General features: G+C 52.5%; 17 protein-coding genes. 6 read left to right on the plus strand and 11 right to left on the minus strand.

Going from position 1 to position 16250, the window contains the following annotated elements:
* Nucleotides 1-24: 24 nt before the first annotated feature.
* Both A6301_RS02700 and A6301_RS02705 read left to right on the plus strand, forming a co-directional pair.
* Nucleotides 25-282, plus strand: coding sequence for a hypothetical protein (locus tag A6301_RS02700; RefSeq protein ID WP_234257051.1), 258 nt, complete (start codon nucleotides 25-27; stop codon nucleotides 280-282).
* Complete coding sequence (locus tag A6301_RS02705) at nucleotides 248-1045, plus strand: hypothetical protein (RefSeq protein ID WP_234257052.1); 798 nt, start codon at nucleotides 248-250, stop codon at nucleotides 1043-1045. The genes A6301_RS02700 and A6301_RS02705 overlap by 35 nt, the downstream gene beginning before the upstream one ends.
* Nucleotides 1046-1100: 55 nt before the next feature.
* Here the strand turns inward: A6301_RS02705 and tyrR are convergent, their stop codons facing one another.
* The 7 genes from tyrR to pspA form a co-directional block, all read right to left on the minus strand.
* A complete protein-coding gene (gene tyrR / locus A6301_RS02710) occupies nucleotides 1101-2669 on the minus strand; it encodes a transcriptional regulator TyrR (RefSeq protein WP_234257053.1) in 1569 nt (522 codons plus the stop codon).
* A gap of 136 nt (nucleotides 2670-2805) precedes the next feature.
* Nucleotides 2806-4350, minus strand: coding sequence for a M20/M25/M40 family metallo-hydrolase (locus A6301_RS02715; protein ID WP_234257054.1), 1545 nt, complete (start codon nucleotides 4348-4350; stop codon nucleotides 2806-2808).
* A gap of 129 nt (nucleotides 4351-4479) precedes the next feature.
* On the minus strand, nucleotides 4480-5523 hold the full coding sequence (locus A6301_RS02720; RefSeq protein ID WP_205542656.1) for a YcjF family protein: 1044 nt from the start codon (nucleotides 5521-5523) through the stop codon (nucleotides 4480-4482).
* The gene (locus A6301_RS02725) at nucleotides 5520-6917 is read right to left on the minus strand and encodes a YcjX family protein (protein ID WP_107167537.1); all 1398 of its coding nucleotides are present in this window, start codon (nucleotides 6915-6917) and stop codon (nucleotides 5520-5522) included. The genes A6301_RS02720 and A6301_RS02725 overlap by 4 nt, the downstream gene beginning before the upstream one ends.
* 159 nt (nucleotides 6918-7076) lie before the next feature.
* Nucleotides 7077-7442 carry an envelope stress response membrane protein PspC gene (pspC, locus tag A6301_RS02730; protein WP_107167538.1) on the minus strand — a complete coding sequence of 122 codons (366 nt, stop codon included), beginning with the start codon at nucleotides 7440-7442 and terminating at the stop codon, nucleotides 7077-7079.
* The gene (gene pspB, locus A6301_RS02735; RefSeq protein WP_107167539.1) at nucleotides 7442-7666 is read right to left on the minus strand and encodes an envelope stress response membrane protein PspB; all 225 of its coding nucleotides are present in this window, start codon (nucleotides 7664-7666) and stop codon (nucleotides 7442-7444) included. The genes pspC and pspB overlap by 1 nt, the downstream gene beginning before the upstream one ends.
* Before the next feature lie 84 nt (nucleotides 7667-7750).
* Nucleotides 7751-8416 carry a phage shock protein PspA gene (gene pspA / locus A6301_RS02740; protein WP_234257055.1) on the minus strand — a complete coding sequence of 222 codons (666 nt, stop codon included), beginning with the start codon at nucleotides 8414-8416 and terminating at the stop codon, nucleotides 7751-7753.
* Between the two features lie 239 nt (nucleotides 8417-8655).
* Between pspA and pspF the strand changes: the two genes are divergently transcribed.
* Complete coding sequence (pspF, locus tag A6301_RS02745; protein WP_234257056.1) at nucleotides 8656-9642, plus strand: phage shock protein operon transcriptional activator; 987 nt, start codon at nucleotides 8656-8658, stop codon at nucleotides 9640-9642.
* A 72-nt stretch (nucleotides 9643-9714) separates the two neighbouring features.
* Here the strand turns inward: pspF and A6301_RS02750 are convergent, their stop codons facing one another.
* From A6301_RS02750 to A6301_RS02765, 4 genes are all read right to left on the minus strand, one after another.
* The gene (locus tag A6301_RS02750; protein ID WP_234257057.1) at nucleotides 9715-11232 is read right to left on the minus strand and encodes a cellulase family glycosylhydrolase; all 1518 of its coding nucleotides are present in this window, start codon (nucleotides 11230-11232) and stop codon (nucleotides 9715-9717) included.
* 115 nt (nucleotides 11233-11347) lie between these two features.
* Nucleotides 11348-11530 (minus strand): hypothetical protein, encoded by a 183-nt coding sequence (locus A6301_RS02755; RefSeq protein ID WP_234257058.1) that lies wholly within the window; start codon nucleotides 11528-11530, stop codon nucleotides 11348-11350.
* Between the two features lie 84 nt (nucleotides 11531-11614).
* The gene (locus tag A6301_RS02760; RefSeq protein ID WP_215483631.1) at nucleotides 11615-12103 is read right to left on the minus strand and encodes an RES family NAD+ phosphorylase; all 489 of its coding nucleotides are present in this window, start codon (nucleotides 12101-12103) and stop codon (nucleotides 11615-11617) included.
* A complete protein-coding gene (locus tag A6301_RS02765; protein ID WP_234257059.1) occupies nucleotides 12100-12540 on the minus strand; it encodes an antitoxin Xre/MbcA/ParS toxin-binding domain-containing protein in 441 nt (146 codons plus the stop codon). Before A6301_RS02765 ends, A6301_RS02760 begins: the two co-directional genes overlap by 4 nt.
* A gap of 169 nt (nucleotides 12541-12709) precedes the next feature.
* Between A6301_RS02765 and sapA the strand changes: the two genes are divergently transcribed.
* The 3 genes from sapA to sapC are packed head-to-tail and all read left to right on the plus strand — an operon-like array spanning nucleotide 12710 to nucleotide 16237.
* On the plus strand, nucleotides 12710-14398 hold the full coding sequence (sapA, locus tag A6301_RS02770; RefSeq protein ID WP_234257060.1) for an ABC transporter substrate-binding protein SapA: 1689 nt from the start codon (nucleotides 12710-12712) through the stop codon (nucleotides 14396-14398).
* A complete protein-coding gene (sapB, locus tag A6301_RS02775) occupies nucleotides 14395-15360 on the plus strand; it encodes a putrescine export ABC transporter permease SapB (protein WP_107167546.1) in 966 nt (321 codons plus the stop codon). The genes sapA and sapB overlap by 4 nt, the downstream gene beginning before the upstream one ends.
* Complete coding sequence (gene sapC / locus A6301_RS02780; protein ID WP_010276734.1) at nucleotides 15347-16237, plus strand: putrescine export ABC transporter permease SapC; 891 nt, start codon at nucleotides 15347-15349, stop codon at nucleotides 16235-16237. The genes sapB and sapC overlap by 14 nt, the downstream gene beginning before the upstream one ends.
* Nucleotides 16238-16250 lie beyond the last annotated feature (13 nt).

Consider the following 16250-nt stretch of genomic DNA (forward strand, 5'->3'; position numbering starts at 1 on the left):
CTTATATAATATGGAGATAGATATATGGCGATCACCTATGAATACCATTACGGAAATGGCGGATTTATCTTATCAAAACCCCAACAAAAGGAGCTTGGGGAATTACTCGATAAACAGTTGTTCCAAGCTGGAACAGGAGCTAAATCGCTCGCTGTTCCGCTATATGATAAAATCCTCAGTTATCTTCCTATACCTAGCATAAATGTAGGTGAGTATTTCAAAGTCTATACGTGGTTACAGGGCGCGCGTGAAGTCAATAACGACTCAAGCGTATACGATTGACCTTTCTCATATTAACCATGGCGTAGAACTTTCACTAGTAGGTAATGAAATTGTTTTTCCCTTTGAAGGTGAAGGTTCTCTCACCGTCAGAAATATAGAGAACATCATTGGTACATCATTTGATGATGTATTATACGGAAATGGTGACAATAACATTATTGTTGGCGGAAGGGGCGACAACACTATTTACGGCAACGGAGGTGCAGATAAATTTGTTATTACTCAAGGAATAAATACTATCAAAGATGCCGATAGCAATGACAAACTGTACATCAATCTCTCTTCTACAAATCAGTTAACTAACCAAAAAGATCTTGGCTTAGAACTAAAAGGTGGATTCATTATTCGCAGTAGCTCACCAAATCCAGGAGGAAGCGCAACACTTCAAGATGGTGATACCGCTGTATTTTATCCGGCGATCCCTAATCCGATGAATTTTTCACCTGCGCTTGGCGGAAGCAGGAATATGATTGATGAAACGCTGGGCGATCAGTTCATTGTTCGCTACACCTTGTCAGGAACAACACTCTTTGTATCTGCATCTTTTGATAACCTAGAACCAGCGGAAGCAATAATTGAAAACTACGATGCTGGCGATTTGGGGTTAACATTTAAGTCTCTTGTAGTTCCTAATTATTCTAATGCCGCAGCTTCACATGCCAGTAATATGGATCAGCTTGTTGACCAATACGTTCAATTACACTCAGAGATGATTACAGACCGTCTAACCATCCCCACCTCCTCTGATTTGTGGTATGCCTAAATCTATTACCCTCCTGTTCAGACTAAAACGGCTGCTTGCGCAGCCGTTTTGTTACTTACTCCTCATCATCCCCTACCGCCTTGCGTTGGCTGAGCCCATACTCCCGCAGTTTGTTGGCGATCGCCGTGTGCGATACCCCTAGCCGTTTCGCCAGTTTGCGTGTGCTTGGATAAGATTGATAAAGGCGGGTCAGCACAGAGCGTTCGAAACGTTTGTTGATGTCGTCCAGCGAGCCATCAAGCAGTGTTTCATCTTGTGGCACATCAATCGAAAACGCAGGAAGATCGATATCCTGCATATGCAATTCATTACCCTCCAACCGCGTCAGTGCCCGATAAATGGTATTTCTCAGCTGTCGAACGTTACCCGGCCAGCCGTACTGTGGCAGAAAATGTTCTACATCTGCCGCTAATTTGGGGCGAGGAATGCCCTGCTCATCAGCAAAACGCGCTACAAAGAGTTCAGCCAGCGGCATAATGTCGGCCGGACGCTCACGCAGCGGCGGTAACATTAACGTAAGCACATTCAGGCGATAATAAAGATCCTCGCGGAACTCACCTCGCTGCACCAGTTCCAGCAGGTTTTTCTTTGTTGCGCAAATCACCCGCACGTCCACATGAACTTCGTGATCTTCGCCCACGCGACGGAATGTGCCGTCATTCAGGAAACGTAGCAGCTTAGTCTGCATCTGTGCCGACATTTCACCGACTTCATCCAGTAAAACGGAGCCGCCATTCGCTTGCTCAAAGAACCCTTTCTTGCCTTCCTGCGCATTGAGATACGCGCCAGGAGCATGCCCAAACAGTTCGCTTTCCATCACGTCATCGGGCAACGCTGCACAATTCAGCGCCAGAAAAGGGTTCTTGCCGCGCGGCCCACGTAGGTGGCAGGCTCGCGCCAGCATATCTTTACCCGTCCCTGTATCGCCGACGATCAACAGCGGTGCATCCAGCATCGCTAGCTTGCGCGCCTGCTCCACCACCTGACGCATTTTGGGGCTAATCGCCACGATGTGATCAAATTCATTTTCATCATTCACCGTGAGGTTCTGCAACTGTCGGCCCATACGTACGGCCGATTTCAGCATGACCAATGCCCCCGCCGTTGCGGCTTTACCGGCATCATCCTCCAGACGAACTGGCGTCATTTCCAGTAGAAAATCCTGACCTCGAATCACCACGCGCTCCGCTACGACGGAGCCGCTCTTTTCCAGCCAGTTGGCAAAATTGAAACCGGGGATCATCGTGGCAATCGTCAGCTCGCTGATGGTCTCTGCCGATTGTTCAAACAGCGCCAATGCGGCGGGGTTAAACAGTTCAGGCTTCCCTTTCATATCCAGTGAAAACACCGGCTCGGGCATCGATTCCAGCAGCGCATTCAGCGCCCGATGTTCGCGTTCAGACGGCATAAACGCCACGGTACGCACGTCACTAACGCTGTCGATGCGGCGAATTTCCGACATCAGAAGGCGGAAATCATCAAAATCGAGTGTGGCAAAATTGAGGTAAATACGACCAATAGACGCAATTTCAATGCCGCGTAAATCAATATTGCGTGACGCAAGCAGGTCTAACAGTTCACGGACCATACCAATGCGGTCTTTACAAATTACTTCCAGATGCATCAACGGCTACCTTCTTCAAGAGACACGACATGGCTATTGCTACTGATAATACCCTTTCGTTTGCACCGGATGAAGTAAGGTGGCAGCAAAAGTTGACACATCTGTACGTTTTTTCCACGTCAATAACGATACGGGGTTAAGACAGTGGCGTCGTTGCCATCGCGACAATGGTTCGGATGCCTTCCAGATAGTTACCGAGACGTAAGTTCTCATCAAAACTATGCTGATTATTATCGGCATTAACCAGAGGGACGATCACGTATGGCACCTTCAACACGCTGACTGCACCACTCATCGGCAGCGTACCGCCCATCATACGGTTCTTCTCCGGCGCAATGCCGCGCGGTGCGGTGGTTGTCGTGACTGCCCAGTGGCCCAACGGTGAATCAATCTCGGTTCTGGCTGCATAGGCGCTGCTTGGGTAGGCTGTCAGGTGAAGTGAAATCAGATGCGGATACTGCTCACGTTCAGTTTGTGTAGGCGACTCTCCAGCAATGATATGAAAACCTTTGCTGGCGATATACTGGCGCAACAGCGCGTACATATCATCCGGCGACGTCTCCGGTACAGTGCGTATATTCACGCTGGCCGTTGCAGTGGATGGAATGGCATTGGATGCTTTCTTTCCCGTATCTCCGGCTTTAATACCGAGAATATCCAGCGAAGGATACTGCACTGCCTCTGCCGCATTGCCTGCAACCTTATCTAACTGTGCAACGCCAAAGCGTTTTTCCAGCGCACCGGCCGGGGGGGCAGTCTCAGCTACCTGTTTTTTATCGCTATCGCTGAGCGTAACGCGGTCATAATAACCGGGGATCGTGACCTTGCCGTCCGCATCTTTCATGCTGGCCAGCAACGTAGCCAAATTTTGCACCGGATTTGGAATAACATTGCCATAACCACCGCTGTGCGCAGCGGCATTCGCACCGAAAACCGTCATGTCAATTTGGATTGACCCACGATTGCCAAAGTTGATGCCAGGGCGATTGCTGGACGGCATCGCACCATCATAAATCACCATGCCATCGCTTTTCAGCAACGCCAGATGCTCCGCCATCACCGTCGTCAGGCCGGGTGAACCTTTCTCTTCTTCGGAATCCAGCAGCACTTTGATGTTGACGGCGGGTTCCACACCCTTATCTTTCATCGCGTCCATAGCAGCGAGAAACATCACGATCGGCCCTTTATCATCGGCCGATGCCCGGGCGAAAATGCGCCATTCCGGGTTGATATCCCCTTTCAGAAGACGCGACTCAGGCAGCGTTTGCCATTTTCCGGCAGCATCTTTTTCTTTTAGCACAGGCTGCCACGGTGGTGTTTGCCACTCGGTCGGATTCACAGGTTGCCCGTCAAAATGCATGTAGAACAGGATGGTTTTACGATCGGGTTTTGGCGTTCCCAGCTCAGCATAAACCAACGGTTTATCGCCATTTTTCAGCTGCTGCGTGGTAAAACCGCGCGTCTGAAAAGCTTTTTCCAACCAGTCGGCATTACGCTGGATATCAGCGGGCACAGCGGCATCGTTGGGCAACGTCAGTAATTCGAGATACTCAGGAAAGCTGTTTTGCGCGTAACGTTCAGCATCGGCAGGCGCCAATACCAACTGGGCACTGGCAGGTAAACAGAAAATGGCTGCTGACAGCGACAGCGCCGCCAGCGTCAATGTTTTACCGGAAATCATAAAAACGTCCTGTTATACAGAAATAAGGAGTATTTATCCTACACACGATTCTGTAACAACGGTACTACCCGTCATAGCCCTGCGCTGTATGTGAATCATGACAAATGACGATGTCACACATCTCCGCCATTACCGCCCTTTTTGCAGCGTGTCTTTCACCTGACCAATCAGTTCGCGGCGGAAATCACCCAAGCGTGGTTTGTCATCTAACCACGGCAGTGGGCGGCATAATTCCATCGCTTTAATGCCCAAACGTGCGGTCAGCAAACCGGCACCAATGCCCTGCGCGGCACGCGTTGATAGCCGTGCGGCAAGATCCTGCGACATCCAGTCCATGCCAATTTCCCGCACCAGCTCCGATGCCCCGGCAAACGCGATATTCACCAACACCAGTCGGAACAGGCGAACGCGACTGAAATAACCCAGTTCAATACCGTACAGCGCGGCAATACGATTAATCAGCCGCAAATTACGCCAGGCAATAAATGCCATATCCACCAACGCCAGCGGGCTGACGGCGATCATTAAGGTAGATTCCGCCGCCGAGCGGCTGATTTCACGCCGTGCCTGTGTGTCCAGCACGGGCTGAACCAGACGCGCATACAATTCCAGCACTTCACGGTCATTGTGGGTTTCGTGGAGTGAAGCCTGCCAACGCTGCATCGCTGGATGACCGCTATCCAACCCCGCTTGCCGCGCCAGTTTTTCACAGAATTCGCGTCCACGTCCCACACCGTGGCTGTGCAGAAGATCGCGCGCCACATCGCGCTCTTCCGCGCGTTCTCGCAGGCGATAGAGCCGTCGCCACTCAACGGCCAGCGAGCCAACGCCCGCCGCCACAATCAGGCTACCCGCCGTAATACCACCTAGCGCGATCCAATCCTGTTGTATCCAGGCGTTATGCAGCGACTGTACGCCCTGTGCCAGCGCGCTGACGCCAAACAGCCCTATTCCCGCCATCACCATACGCCGCCACAGGCTGCGTTTAGGACGCAACGCCGCACTGATCGCTTCTTCCGCCACGCCTTCTTCCGGCACTTCCTCTTCGCGGCTGAGAGGGGAAAAAGGCGTGCCACTCTGTTCGTCAAATGCCAACCCGGCACGTAGCTGTGGCTGTGGCGCTTGTGGTGAAACATCGTCGAACGTGACACGTGGTTTTAATGGCTCGTTCATCGCAATTTATCCTTTAGCAGAAAGTCCATGACCGTATCCAGCCGAATATGCGGCAACGGCGTGTCTACCGTCATCTCGCGCGGGCGAAATTGATCGAAGTGGAAACCCTGCGTTTGCCAGAATGCTGCACCCGGTAGACGTGCAGGCACTTCACCGGGATAGACCGTTAACGGCTGGCCGTCGCTGAGCCGATGCCCTTTCAACGCCGGAATTTTTTGCCCCTGATGATCGACAACGCCGCTCTGCGTTGACTGGATTGACGCAATGCCTTCGCAGCGCATATCAATGCCTTCAAACGCGGCATTCTGCCAGGCTTCTTGCACCAGTTGCTGAAGCAAAGACACCAGATTGGCGTGCTGATCGGCGGTAATGTGATCCGCTTTACTCGCGGCAAACATCAGTTTGTCGATGCAGGGCGAAAACAAACGTCGGAACAGCGTGCGCTTACCGTAGTGAAAACTTTGCATCAGTTGGGTCAGCGCCAGCCGCATATCGTTAAACGCATGAATGCCGCTATTGAGCGGTTGCAGGCAATCGACCAGAACGATCTGTCGGTCGAAACGCACGAAGTGATCTTTATAGAATCCTTTAACAACCGACTGACAGTAATAGTCAAAACGCTTACGCAGCATGCCAATATTGGTTTTCTCATCCGCCTGCGCCAGTTTGGCTTCACCGATATTATTCACCTGCGGCCAGGGGAAAAATTGCAGCACTGGTGCCCCCGCCAGATCGCCTGGCAGCACAAACCGCCCCGGTTGAATAAAGTGCAGCCCTTCTTGTTTGCAGCGGTAAAGATAATCCGTGTAGGCCTGCGCCACCTCGGCTAACTGATTTTCATCCGCGGGGGCCAGCGGGTCGATTTTCTCGCACAGCGCTAGCCAAGGTTTCGCCCATTCCACGCGCCCGCCATGTAGTAAGCCGCTCATCTGTTGCGACCAACTCAAATAGGTTTGTTCCAGCAGCGGTAAATCCAACAGCCATTCGCCGGGGTAATCGACAATCTCCAGATACAACGTCGAGGTATCTTTGAAGTGGCGCAGCAGCGAATCTTTGGAGCGATAGCGCAGCGCCAGACGGATTTCACTCACGCCACGCGTTGGCGTCGGCCAGTCCGGCGGTGAACCATACAGCGCCGCCATGCCTTCATCATAGGCAAAGCGCGGCACGCCCAGATCGCGCTGTGGCACACGTTTCACACCGAGCAACCGCTCTTCACGCACGGGGGAAAACATCGGCAAATGTGCCCCACTGTGGGTGTTCAATAATTGATTGACGAACGCCGTAATAAACGCGGTTTTGCCGCTGCGGCTCAACCCGGTGACGGCAATCCGCAAGTGGCGATCCACGCTACGATTGACCAGTGAGTTAATCTCGTTCTGTAGTCGACTCATTGAATGAACCATCACTCCTGTAGTTGCGTTTAGTTGCGTTGCAAAAGCGCATTCAGGCTACCGCATTGATCGCGGAGAAAAAAGCAGCGCGACGCTACCCACTTTCGATTCACGTCGAACGGTGGATAGCATCAGCGAAAGCGTATAACCGATGACAGATTACAGGTGGCGAAAGCGGTTCTGAACGCCAAACGTATCCGAAGTGACATAGCGCTCAATGCTACGCAGGCGCTGTTCGCTGGCCTGCAATGTCGCATCCGCCTCGTTCAGCAGTTGGCTGGGTGTACGGGCTGCCTTTTCATCCTCAAATTCCATACCCGCCGGAGCCGGATCGAGCATAAACGTTAGGATGATGTAAGCTACGATGGTGAAAAAGAACAGGCCGAAAAACATCGACAACACCGTAATCAGCCGTACAAGTTTCACCGGCACGTCAAAATAACGTGCTAAACCAGCGCAAACTCCTTTCAACATGCCTTCTTCCGGTAAGCGGTATAACGTTTTACCTGACCACGTATTTTTCATTACGATTTTCTCCAGTCCGGGTGTTCTGCATCCAGAATGTCTTCCAGCGCCCTGATACGCTCACGCATACGGCTGGACTCTTCCGTTAAATGCGTCAACCGTTGCATATCGTTTTGTCCCAGTTGAGCACCGTTTTTACGCTGGCTGTAATGTAGCCAAAGCCATATCGGTGCCACAAACAACATGAAAATGGTCAGCGGAATGGCAAGAAACAACGCACTCATTGTGTCTCCTTAGTTATTATTCATACGCCCTATGGTGGCTGCCGTTTTCAAACGACAGCCCCTCCGATGACGTTTACGCGTTGATTACTCTACTGGCTTAACTTTAGCTTTAAGTGCCGCCAGTTGCGCGCTGATTTCATCATCTGCTTTCAGCTCGGCAAACTGCTGATCCAGCGATTTTTGTTTCCCCAACCCGTGGCTTTCTGCTTCCGCTTCCATCGTGTCGATACGGCGTTCAAACTGATCGAAACGCGCCATGGCTTCATCCAGCTTGCCGCTATCCAATTGGCGACGTACATCACGCGACGATGCCGCAGCCTGATGGCGCAACGTCAGCGCCTGTTGACGAGCGCGGGTTTCGCTTAATTTATTTTCCAACTCGCCGATTTCACGCTTCATACGCTCCAGCGTTTCATCCACGCTTTCAGCTTCATGCTGTAACAGCGCAATCAGGTCGGTCAGCTTCTGCTTCTCAATCAACGCCGCACGAGCCAGATCGTCTTTATCTTTGCGCAGCGCTAGCTCGGCTTTTTCCTGCCACTGATCTTGCTGACCATGCGCTTGTTCAATACGGCGGGCAATTTGTTTCTTTTCTGCCAGCGCGCGCGCCGAGGTTGAACGTACTTCAACCAGCGTATCTTCCATTTCCTGAATCATCAGCCGCACCAATTTCTGCGGATCTTCCGCTTTATCCAGCAATGAATTGATGTTGGCGTTCACGATGTCGGCAAAACGAGAAAAAATACCCATAATTATATCCTCTTCATGATTTCCAGCGTCTGATTACGCCTGATTGATTATCGTGACCAACCGAGCCAGTCGCGATCTCATAATACTTATGTCACTAAACATGTATCAATAAGCATGCCAACTTTTAAATTCATTTAACCAATTGAAAATAAAAGAATAGATAATTTTGACTATTTTTCCCTTTTCGTTAAATTAGTCAAATACGCTAACAGTTAGTAAAAATAACACGGTGGAACATCATGCTTCAGGAAAAAGAGAATCTGCTGGGCGAAGCCAACAGCTTTTTAGAGGTTCTGGAACAGGTGTCGCAACTGGCGCAACTGAATAAGCCAGTGCTGGTAATCGGTGAACGCGGAACCGGTAAAGAACTGATCGCTAGCCGCCTGCACTACCTCTCCCCACGTTGGCAAGGGCCGTTCGTTTCCCTCAACTGCGCGGCACTTAACGAGAATCTGCTCGATTCTGAGCTCTTTGGTCATGAGGCCGGTGCCTTTACCGGCGCGCAGAAGCGCCATTTGGGACGCTTCGAACGCGCCGACGGCGGAACGCTATTTTTAGATGAGCTAGCCACCGCGCCGATGCTGGTGCAGGAAAAATTACTACGCGTGATCGAATACGGCATGCTGGAACGCGTCGGCGGCAGGGATCAGCTACAGGTTGATGTGCGTTTGGTGTGCGCCACCAATGACGATCTGCCTGCGCTGGCTGCCAGCGGTAAGTTCCGTGCCGACCTGCTCGATCGTCTGGCCTTTGACGTCGTGCAACTTCCGCCGCTGCGCGAACGCCAGCAGGACATTATGTTATTAGCAGATAATTTTGCAATTCAGATGTGCCGCGAATTGCACTTGCCGTTGTTTCCCGGTTTTAGCGCTACTGCACGCGAAACGTTGCTGAATTACGACTGGCCGGGCAATATTCGTGAGCTGAAAAACGTAGTTGAACGTTCGGTGTATCGTCACGGCGATAGCGAGCAGCCCCTTGATGCCATCATTCTGAACCCCTTCCGCCGGGCTCCCGCCGTTCAGGAAAAACGACAAACAGCAGCGGGTCAGCCGGATTTACCGTTGGACATGAAACCGTGGCTGCTGGAACAAGAGAAAGGCTTGATCGATCGGGCGTTAACTCAGGCAAAATTTAACCAGCGCAAGGCCGCAGAACTGCTGGGATTAACCTACCACCAGTTACGTGGGTTATTGAAGAAACACGATATCACGGTGAATGAGTAAGATACTGGAAAGAAAATGCGGGCGCATTAGCGCCCGCACGGTCAGTCGTGCTAATGCGTTAATAACGCGATATTACGGCTCAACGCCCCAGACCAGCGTGCCTTTATCATGCACGGTGATCTTATCCCAGTTGGTGTAACTCGTGACGTTAGCGCCGTATGAATAGTCATTCGTCTCGTTCACGTTGCTCCAGTCACCGGCATGGATACGCACCTGCACTTCCCCCGTTTCCGCGCCCGGTTGTAGGGAACCCGCGCCGCTGGCGAAGGTCACCAGAACATAGCGATTGGCCTTATCGGTGCTGGCGGCTGGCGTCCCTGTGCTGGTCACGATGTTGTTAGGGCCGACATTCGCCCAGTCAACAAACAGGTTCGCACCCGGTTTACCATCATCATGGAAGTAGTAGCGAACTTGCAGATCGCTCAGTTTGATCGCCGTACTTCCGGTATTTTTGATGTTGAAGGCCATACGAATCGCATCATCGGAAGGATTATTATCCACATTGCGATATTGCAGCACGATGTCACCCGTCGTTCCGTTACCTGGGTTCGTCGGCTCTGTTGGCGTCGTTGGCGTATCACCACCGCTCAGATCTGCCCCCGCACGAGTCTGCTCTCTGACAAATTTGCCTGACGTCGACAGATTTTGCTCCGTCCAGCCGCCTGACTTACTTGCCCCCGGTGCCAGCGCCGCTGACGCCTCTGACTTATCGTTCAGCGACCAGTTCACCCAGCTTACGCCACGGTTATTCAGGAAATCGATCCAGGTTTGCGACTCTGGCAAGAACGGCCCGCCGTTGCCGGACGCATCGCTGGTTCCCCACTCGCTGACGAAAATCGCCGCGCCACGGCTTTGCGCATAGTCAATGCGGTCGCGCAGGAACTGCCCGTGCGTACCAGCATAAAAATGCAGCGCGTACAGGGTATTCGGATCGGGCAGCTGATTGTCCGCGGCATCATGAATATCCTGACTCCAGGTGCCAGTACCAACAATAATAAGGTTATCAGGATCTTTGCTACGGATAGTGTCAGTCACTTCCAGCGCATAAGGTCGAATTTGCCCGTTCCACGTCACACCACCGTTAGGTTCATTGGCAATTTCATAAATCACGTTCGGCGAGCTGCCATACAGCCCTGCCATTTCAGCAAAGAAGGTTTTTGCCTGAGTTTTATAAGTATTGGGGTCGTTATCCGACAGGATGTGCCAGTCGATGATGATATAGACGCCAAGACTTTGCGCCGCTGCAACCGCTTCTTTGACCTTATTGGCGATGGACGGGTTAGCGATATAACCATTTTCTGCTGTGTACATGGCGACGCGGAACACGTTAATCCCCCAGTCATCACGCAGCCATTTCATCGAATCTTTGTTGACGTAGTCACCAAACCACTGCAACCCGTGTGAACTGATCCCTCTGAGTTGCACCCGCTTTCCCTGTTCATCCACCAGTCGCCCATTTTCGATGGACAACTGGCCATGCGTTTCCACTGGGGTGGCGGATAATGCGGAGAAACTGAGCGACATGCCCAGCACCGTTGTCACTACACCGAGCGTCAATTTCCTGACGATTTGCTTCCTTCTGAGCCACATATTCCTTATCTCCATTGTGAACCCCCATAAGCTTGGGCATAGGCATGATAAGGGAGATTTTCGCTCCCGCAAATAATTTAGGAAATATCCAAATCATATTGATTTTATTAATTATTTACAGAGAAATAGAAAGCAAGGTAAGCATCTGGCAAGGTAATTTTTCAGGCAAAAAAAAGCCAGCACGTAGGCTGGCTAAAATAATACTGGAAGCAATGTGAGCAATGTCGTGCTCTCCTTCAGTGCCTGCGATAAGCCACTGCTGAAGTGCGAAAGTGATGATAATAGTTATCAGTATCATCTGTAAAGCACTTTGTTGAGAATTTTTCTCATTTCCATACTGACTATGGGGTTCCTGCCCGCATCATCGCTGTCGATTGCAGATTTAATGCCCCGTGGGGTTGAACAGTCTATGACTGTAAAAATCTGGGATCGCCTCAATCAGACGTAGCTGGTCCAGTGCTGGATGCAACGGATTAACCAGCGCATTACGCATGCTGCCAAATGGCTTAACTGTGCTGGTCGGTACCCAAATCACCAGCGATTGCCCAGCGTTCAAGCAGCGCGACCCCAGCGCCTGCACGTCCGGCATAAACGGGTAGCGGTGCCAGTCCTCGGGCAGCATGTCCAGCGTAATGGATTCTTGCGGGACGTCATCCGGCAGCTCATACACGCCCAGACGATAGCTGGCGGGCAGCAACTGCGGCGAAGGCAAATAATTGCCCATTTCCAGCATCGCGACGGCGGGCGTTTCACTGAAATACAACACCGGCGTATTCGGCTGATTGAAACGCGCGCCGTGCAGGAAACTCACGCCCGTTTGTCCTGAAAATGCTTCGAGCCAGACCGCTTTGGTAATGCGGTAAAGCCTCATATAAATTCGCCGTACTCAATACGACTCAGCGCGTTATCAACCAGTTGACGCCCTTTGTGCGTATCCAGCATTTCTGCCGGCGTTTTTCCGCCAAAGGCCGGAATACCGCTCTCCATCCACAGTTGCGCCTTCGCTTCATCTTCAAACGTCGTCATGGCTTTTAACCACAGGCGAAACGTATCCAGCGCCGCCTCCCCCTGCTCCAGCGTTAAATGTTTACGGCGGAACAAACGGGAGATGTTCGAGGGATCGACGGACAGCGCCGAGCCAATCAGCTTACGGCTTAATCCGCTGGCATCCGCACCACGTTTCAGCATTGCGCCGGAAATCCCGCTGCGTACGACATTAACGAACATCAACGGGTCATGAAAAACGCCGTCAGGCAATTCAGCTTCGCGAGCAAAATTTTCAACTTTAAGGCTTATCTCGGCATTCATCGTTATCTCCTCGTCATTATGACTTAACTATAGCATTCGTTATGACGTTTTCAATTAGCCATCCCGCCACTCAAACGGTTGGAAAGTCGCCAGACGCACACAACAAGAGTGGGGAGGATGCCAAGAGTGCGATACACTCTCTCTAACCATATTGACTGAAAAATCCCGTATGTTCGGAAAAACCTGTTTCGCACTGGCACTCACCTGGCTGGCTTTACCCGCACTGGCCGCACCGCAACCCGTGCTAACGCCACCTGCTCCGCTGGAAAACATCCACCAGAGCGGTTTTGTCTATTGCGTCAATGATGTCCTGAACACGTTTAACCCGCAAATGGCGCGCAGTGGCGTCACGATCGATACGCTGGCAGCGCAACTTTATGACCGCCTGCTGGACGTCGATCCTTATACTTATCGGTTGATGCCAGAACTGGCCCAGCGCTGGGAAGTATTGGACAACGGCTCGACGTACCGTTTCTATTTGCGTCACGACGTCCCGTTCCAGAAAACGTCTTGGTTCAGCCCGACTCGTAATATGAATGCCGACGATGTGATATTCAGTTTTCAGCGCATGTTGGATAAAAAACACCCGTATCATGATGTCAACGGCGGTGAATACCCCTATTTCGACAGCTTGCAGTTCGCCGATTCGGTGCAAAGTATTCGCAAATTGGGCGAGTACAGTATTGAAATCCGCCTGAACAGCCCGGATGCGTCGTTTCTGTGGCATCTGGCAACGCACTACGCGCCAATTCTGTCCGCCGAATATGCCCAACGGCTGGCGAAAGAAGATAAGAAAGAGCTGCTGGATCGCGAACCCGTCGGCACAGGGCCTTATCTGCTCAGTGAATACCGCACCGGACAATATATCCGTCTGACGCGCAACGTCGACTACTGGCGCGGCGAGCCACGCATGCCGCAGGTAGTTATCGATCTTGGCTCTGGCGGCACAGGCCGTTTATCCAAGCTGTTGACGGGCGAATGCGATGTCCTCGCTTACCCTGCCGCCAGCCAATTGGCCATCCTGCGTAACGACCCGCGTCTGCGCCTCTCGCTACGTCCCGGTATGAATGTCGCCTATTTAGCTTTCAACGTACGAAAAGCGCCGTTGGATGACCGCCGCGTGCGGGAAGCCATCGCGCTGGCGATCAACAACGATAGGTTGATGCAGTCAATTTATTACGGCACGGCGGAAACGGCGGCCTCTATTCTGCCTCGCGCGTCGTGGGCGTACGACAATGAATCGCAAATTACGGAATATAATCCGCAGAAAGCACGACAAATCTTGCAGGAACTGAGGCTGACTAACCTCAACCTTCGCCTGTGGGTGCCGAGCGCGTCACAATCCTACAACCCTAGCCCGCTTAAAACAGCCGAGCTGATACAGGCCGATCTGGCACAGGTTGGCATTACCGTTACCATCGTTCCGGTAGAAGGCCGCTTTCAGGAAGCGCGGTTAATGGAACTCAGCCACGATTTAACGCTGGCGGGCTGGGCAACAGACAGTAATGACCCGGACAGCTTTTTCCGCCCTTTGCTAAGCTGTGCAGCGATTCGTTCCCAGAGTAACTACGCTCACTGGTGCGATCCCACCTTTGATGAAGTGCTGCAAAACGCGCTTTCATCACAGCAGCTCTCTAAGCGGATTGACTATTATCAGCAGGCGCAGCGTATTCTGGCAGAACAGTTACCCGTTCTACCGCTGGCGTCGTCACTGCGGCTGCTCGCCTACCGCTATGATATGAAAGGACTGGTATTGAGCCCGTTCGGTAATGCCTCGTTTGCGGGCGTATACCGTGAGGAGCAGCAAGCGCAGCAGAAGCCCTCTGCACCGGAAACCGTGGAGGAAGCACAGCCGTGATTATTTTTACCTTGCGACGTCTGGTGTTACTGATCGTCACCTTGTCACTGCTAACGTTGGTTGGCTTTAGCCTCAGCTACTACACACCTAACGCCCCGCTCAATGGCGCTGCGCTGTTTGATGCCTACCATTTCTATCTCTCTAGCCTGCTCCAGGGCGATTTCGGTCGTTCCAGTATTAACGGACAGGCCATCAGCGAGCTGCTGAAAGAAGTGTTCCCAGCCACGATTGAGCTTTGTCTGCTGGCGTTTGCGCTCTCGCTGCTGGTCGGCATTCCGCTAGGCATTACCGCCGGCGTAATGCAGAACCGCGGGGCGGACATCGTGATCAGCACGCTGGCGCTGATCGGTTTTTCCCTGCCGGTGTTCTGGCTGGCACTGCTGTTGACACTCTTCTTCTCGCTGCATCTCGGCTGGCTACCGGTTTCAGGCCGTTTCGATCTGCTCTATCAGGTGAAAACCGTGACTGGCTTTGCGCTGATTGATGCCTGGCTGTCCGATTCACCCCATCGCGGCGAAATGATCGTCAGCGCCATACGCCATCTGATTCTGCCGATTACCGTGCTGGCCGTCGGGCCGACCACCGAAGTGATCCGTCTGATGCGCGTCAGTACCACGGAAATCATCAGTAAAAACTACATTAAAGCAGCGGCAACCCGTGGGCTATCACGCTTCACCATCATTCGTCGCCACCTGATTCACAACGCACTGCCGCCGATTATCCCCAAGCTGGGGTTACAATTTTCCACTATGCTGACGCTGACAATGATTACCGAAGTGGTCTTTAACTGGCCGGGCATCGGCCGCTGGCTGGTGAACGCCATTCGCCAGCAGGATTTCGCCGCGATCTCTGCGGGCGTCATGGTGGTCGGCGCGATGGTTATCACCGTCAATATCCTGTCTGACATCTGGGGCGCTATGGCAAATCCGTTGAAACATAAGGAATGGTATGCCCTACGATAACGTCTATAGCGAAAAGCGGCTGCCAAGCCGGCTGGGCGATACCTGGCGGGCATTCCATCAGGATATGCTGGCGATGATCGGCCTATATGGTTTTTTGATCCTGATCGGACTGTGTCTGTTCGGCAAGTTTCTCGCGCCTTATGAAGTGGATCAGCAATTCTTGGGCTATCAACTGCTGCCCCCTTCCTGGTCGCATTACGGCGAAGTGTCGTTCTTTCTCGGTACCGACGATTTAGGTCGCGACCAGCTAAGCCGCTTATTGAGCGGTGCCGCCCCCACCGTCGGTGCATCGCTCATTGTCACCTACGCAGCGGCGCTGTGTGGTATCGTACTGGGCGTCTTTGCGGGCGTCACGCGCGGGCTGCGTTCGGCGATGCTCAACCATATTCTGGACACCCTGCTGTCGATTCCGTCGCTGTTGCTGGCGATTGTGGTGATTGCCTTTATCGGCCCGAAGCTTGAGCACGCGATGCTCGCCGTCTGGCTGGCGCTGTTGCCGCGTATGGTGCGCACCATCTACAACGCGGTGCACGATGAAATGGATAAAGAGTACGTGATCGCCGCCCGTCTTGACGGAGCGTCCACGTTTTATCTTGTCTGGTACGTTGTCTTACCGAATATTGCCGCACTGCTGGTTTCCGAATTTACCCGCGCGCTGTCGATCGCCATTCTGGATATCGCCGCGCTGGGCTTTCTCGATTTGGGCGCACAGTTGCCCACCACCGAATGGGGTGCCCTACTCGGCAACTCGCTGGAGCTGGTTTATGCCGCGCCGTGGACCGTGATGTTGCCCGGTGCGGCTATCGCACTGAGCGTGTTAATCGTTAACCTGCTGGGCGACGGCCTCCGCCGCGCGCTCGTCGCGGAAACGGAATAAGAGGCGACGAATT

It is taken from the genome of Pectobacterium sp. IFB5596 (genome assembly GCF_021432585.1).
GTDB classification, from domain to species: Bacteria; Pseudomonadota; Gammaproteobacteria; order Enterobacterales; family Enterobacteriaceae; genus Pectobacterium; species Pectobacterium punjabense.

Coding starts and splice junctions, on each gene's coding strand:
- A6301_RS02700 (WP_234257051.1), top strand. CDS start 25: ATGGCGATCACCTATGAATACCATTACGGAAATGGCGGATTTATCTTA.
- tyrR (WP_234257053.1), bottom strand. CDS start 2,669: ATGCATCTGGAAGTAATTTGTAAAGACCGCATTGGTATGGTCCGTGAA.
- A6301_RS02715 (WP_234257054.1), bottom strand. CDS start 4,350: ATGATTTCCGGTAAAACATTGACGCTGGCGGCGCTGTCGCTGTCAGCA.
- A6301_RS02720 (WP_205542656.1), bottom strand. CDS start 5,523: ATGAACGAGCCATTAAAACCACGTGTCACGTTCGACGATGTTTCACCA.
- A6301_RS02725 (WP_107167537.1), bottom strand. CDS start 6,917: ATGAGTCGACTACAGAACGAGATTAACTCACTGGTCAATCGTAGCGTG.
- pspC (WP_107167538.1), bottom strand. CDS start 7,442: ATGAAAAATACGTGGTCAGGTAAAACGTTATACCGCTTACCGGAAGAA.
- pspB (WP_107167539.1), bottom strand. CDS start 7,666: ATGAGTGCGTTGTTTCTTGCCATTCCGCTGACCATTTTCATGTTGTTT.
- pspA (WP_234257055.1), bottom strand. CDS start 8,416: ATGGGTATTTTTTCTCGTTTTGCCGACATCGTGAACGCCAACATCAAT.
- pspF (WP_234257056.1), top strand. CDS start 8,656: ATGCTTCAGGAAAAAGAGAATCTGCTGGGCGAAGCCAACAGCTTTTTA.
- A6301_RS02750 (WP_234257057.1), bottom strand. CDS start 11,232: ATGTGGCTCAGAAGGAAGCAAATCGTCAGGAAATTGACGCTCGGTGTA.
- A6301_RS02755 (WP_234257058.1), bottom strand. CDS start 11,530: ATGATACTGATAACTATTATCATCACTTTCGCACTTCAGCAGTGGCTT.
- A6301_RS02760 (WP_215483631.1), bottom strand. CDS start 12,103: ATGAGGCTTTACCGCATTACCAAAGCGGTCTGGCTCGAAGCATTTTCA.
- A6301_RS02765 (WP_234257059.1), bottom strand. CDS start 12,540: ATGAATGCCGAGATAAGCCTTAAAGTTGAAAATTTTGCTCGCGAAGCT.
- sapA (WP_234257060.1), top strand. CDS start 12,710: ATGTTCGGAAAAACCTGTTTCGCACTGGCACTCACCTGGCTGGCTTTA.
- sapC (WP_010276734.1), top strand. CDS start 15,347: ATGCCCTACGATAACGTCTATAGCGAAAAGCGGCTGCCAAGCCGGCTG.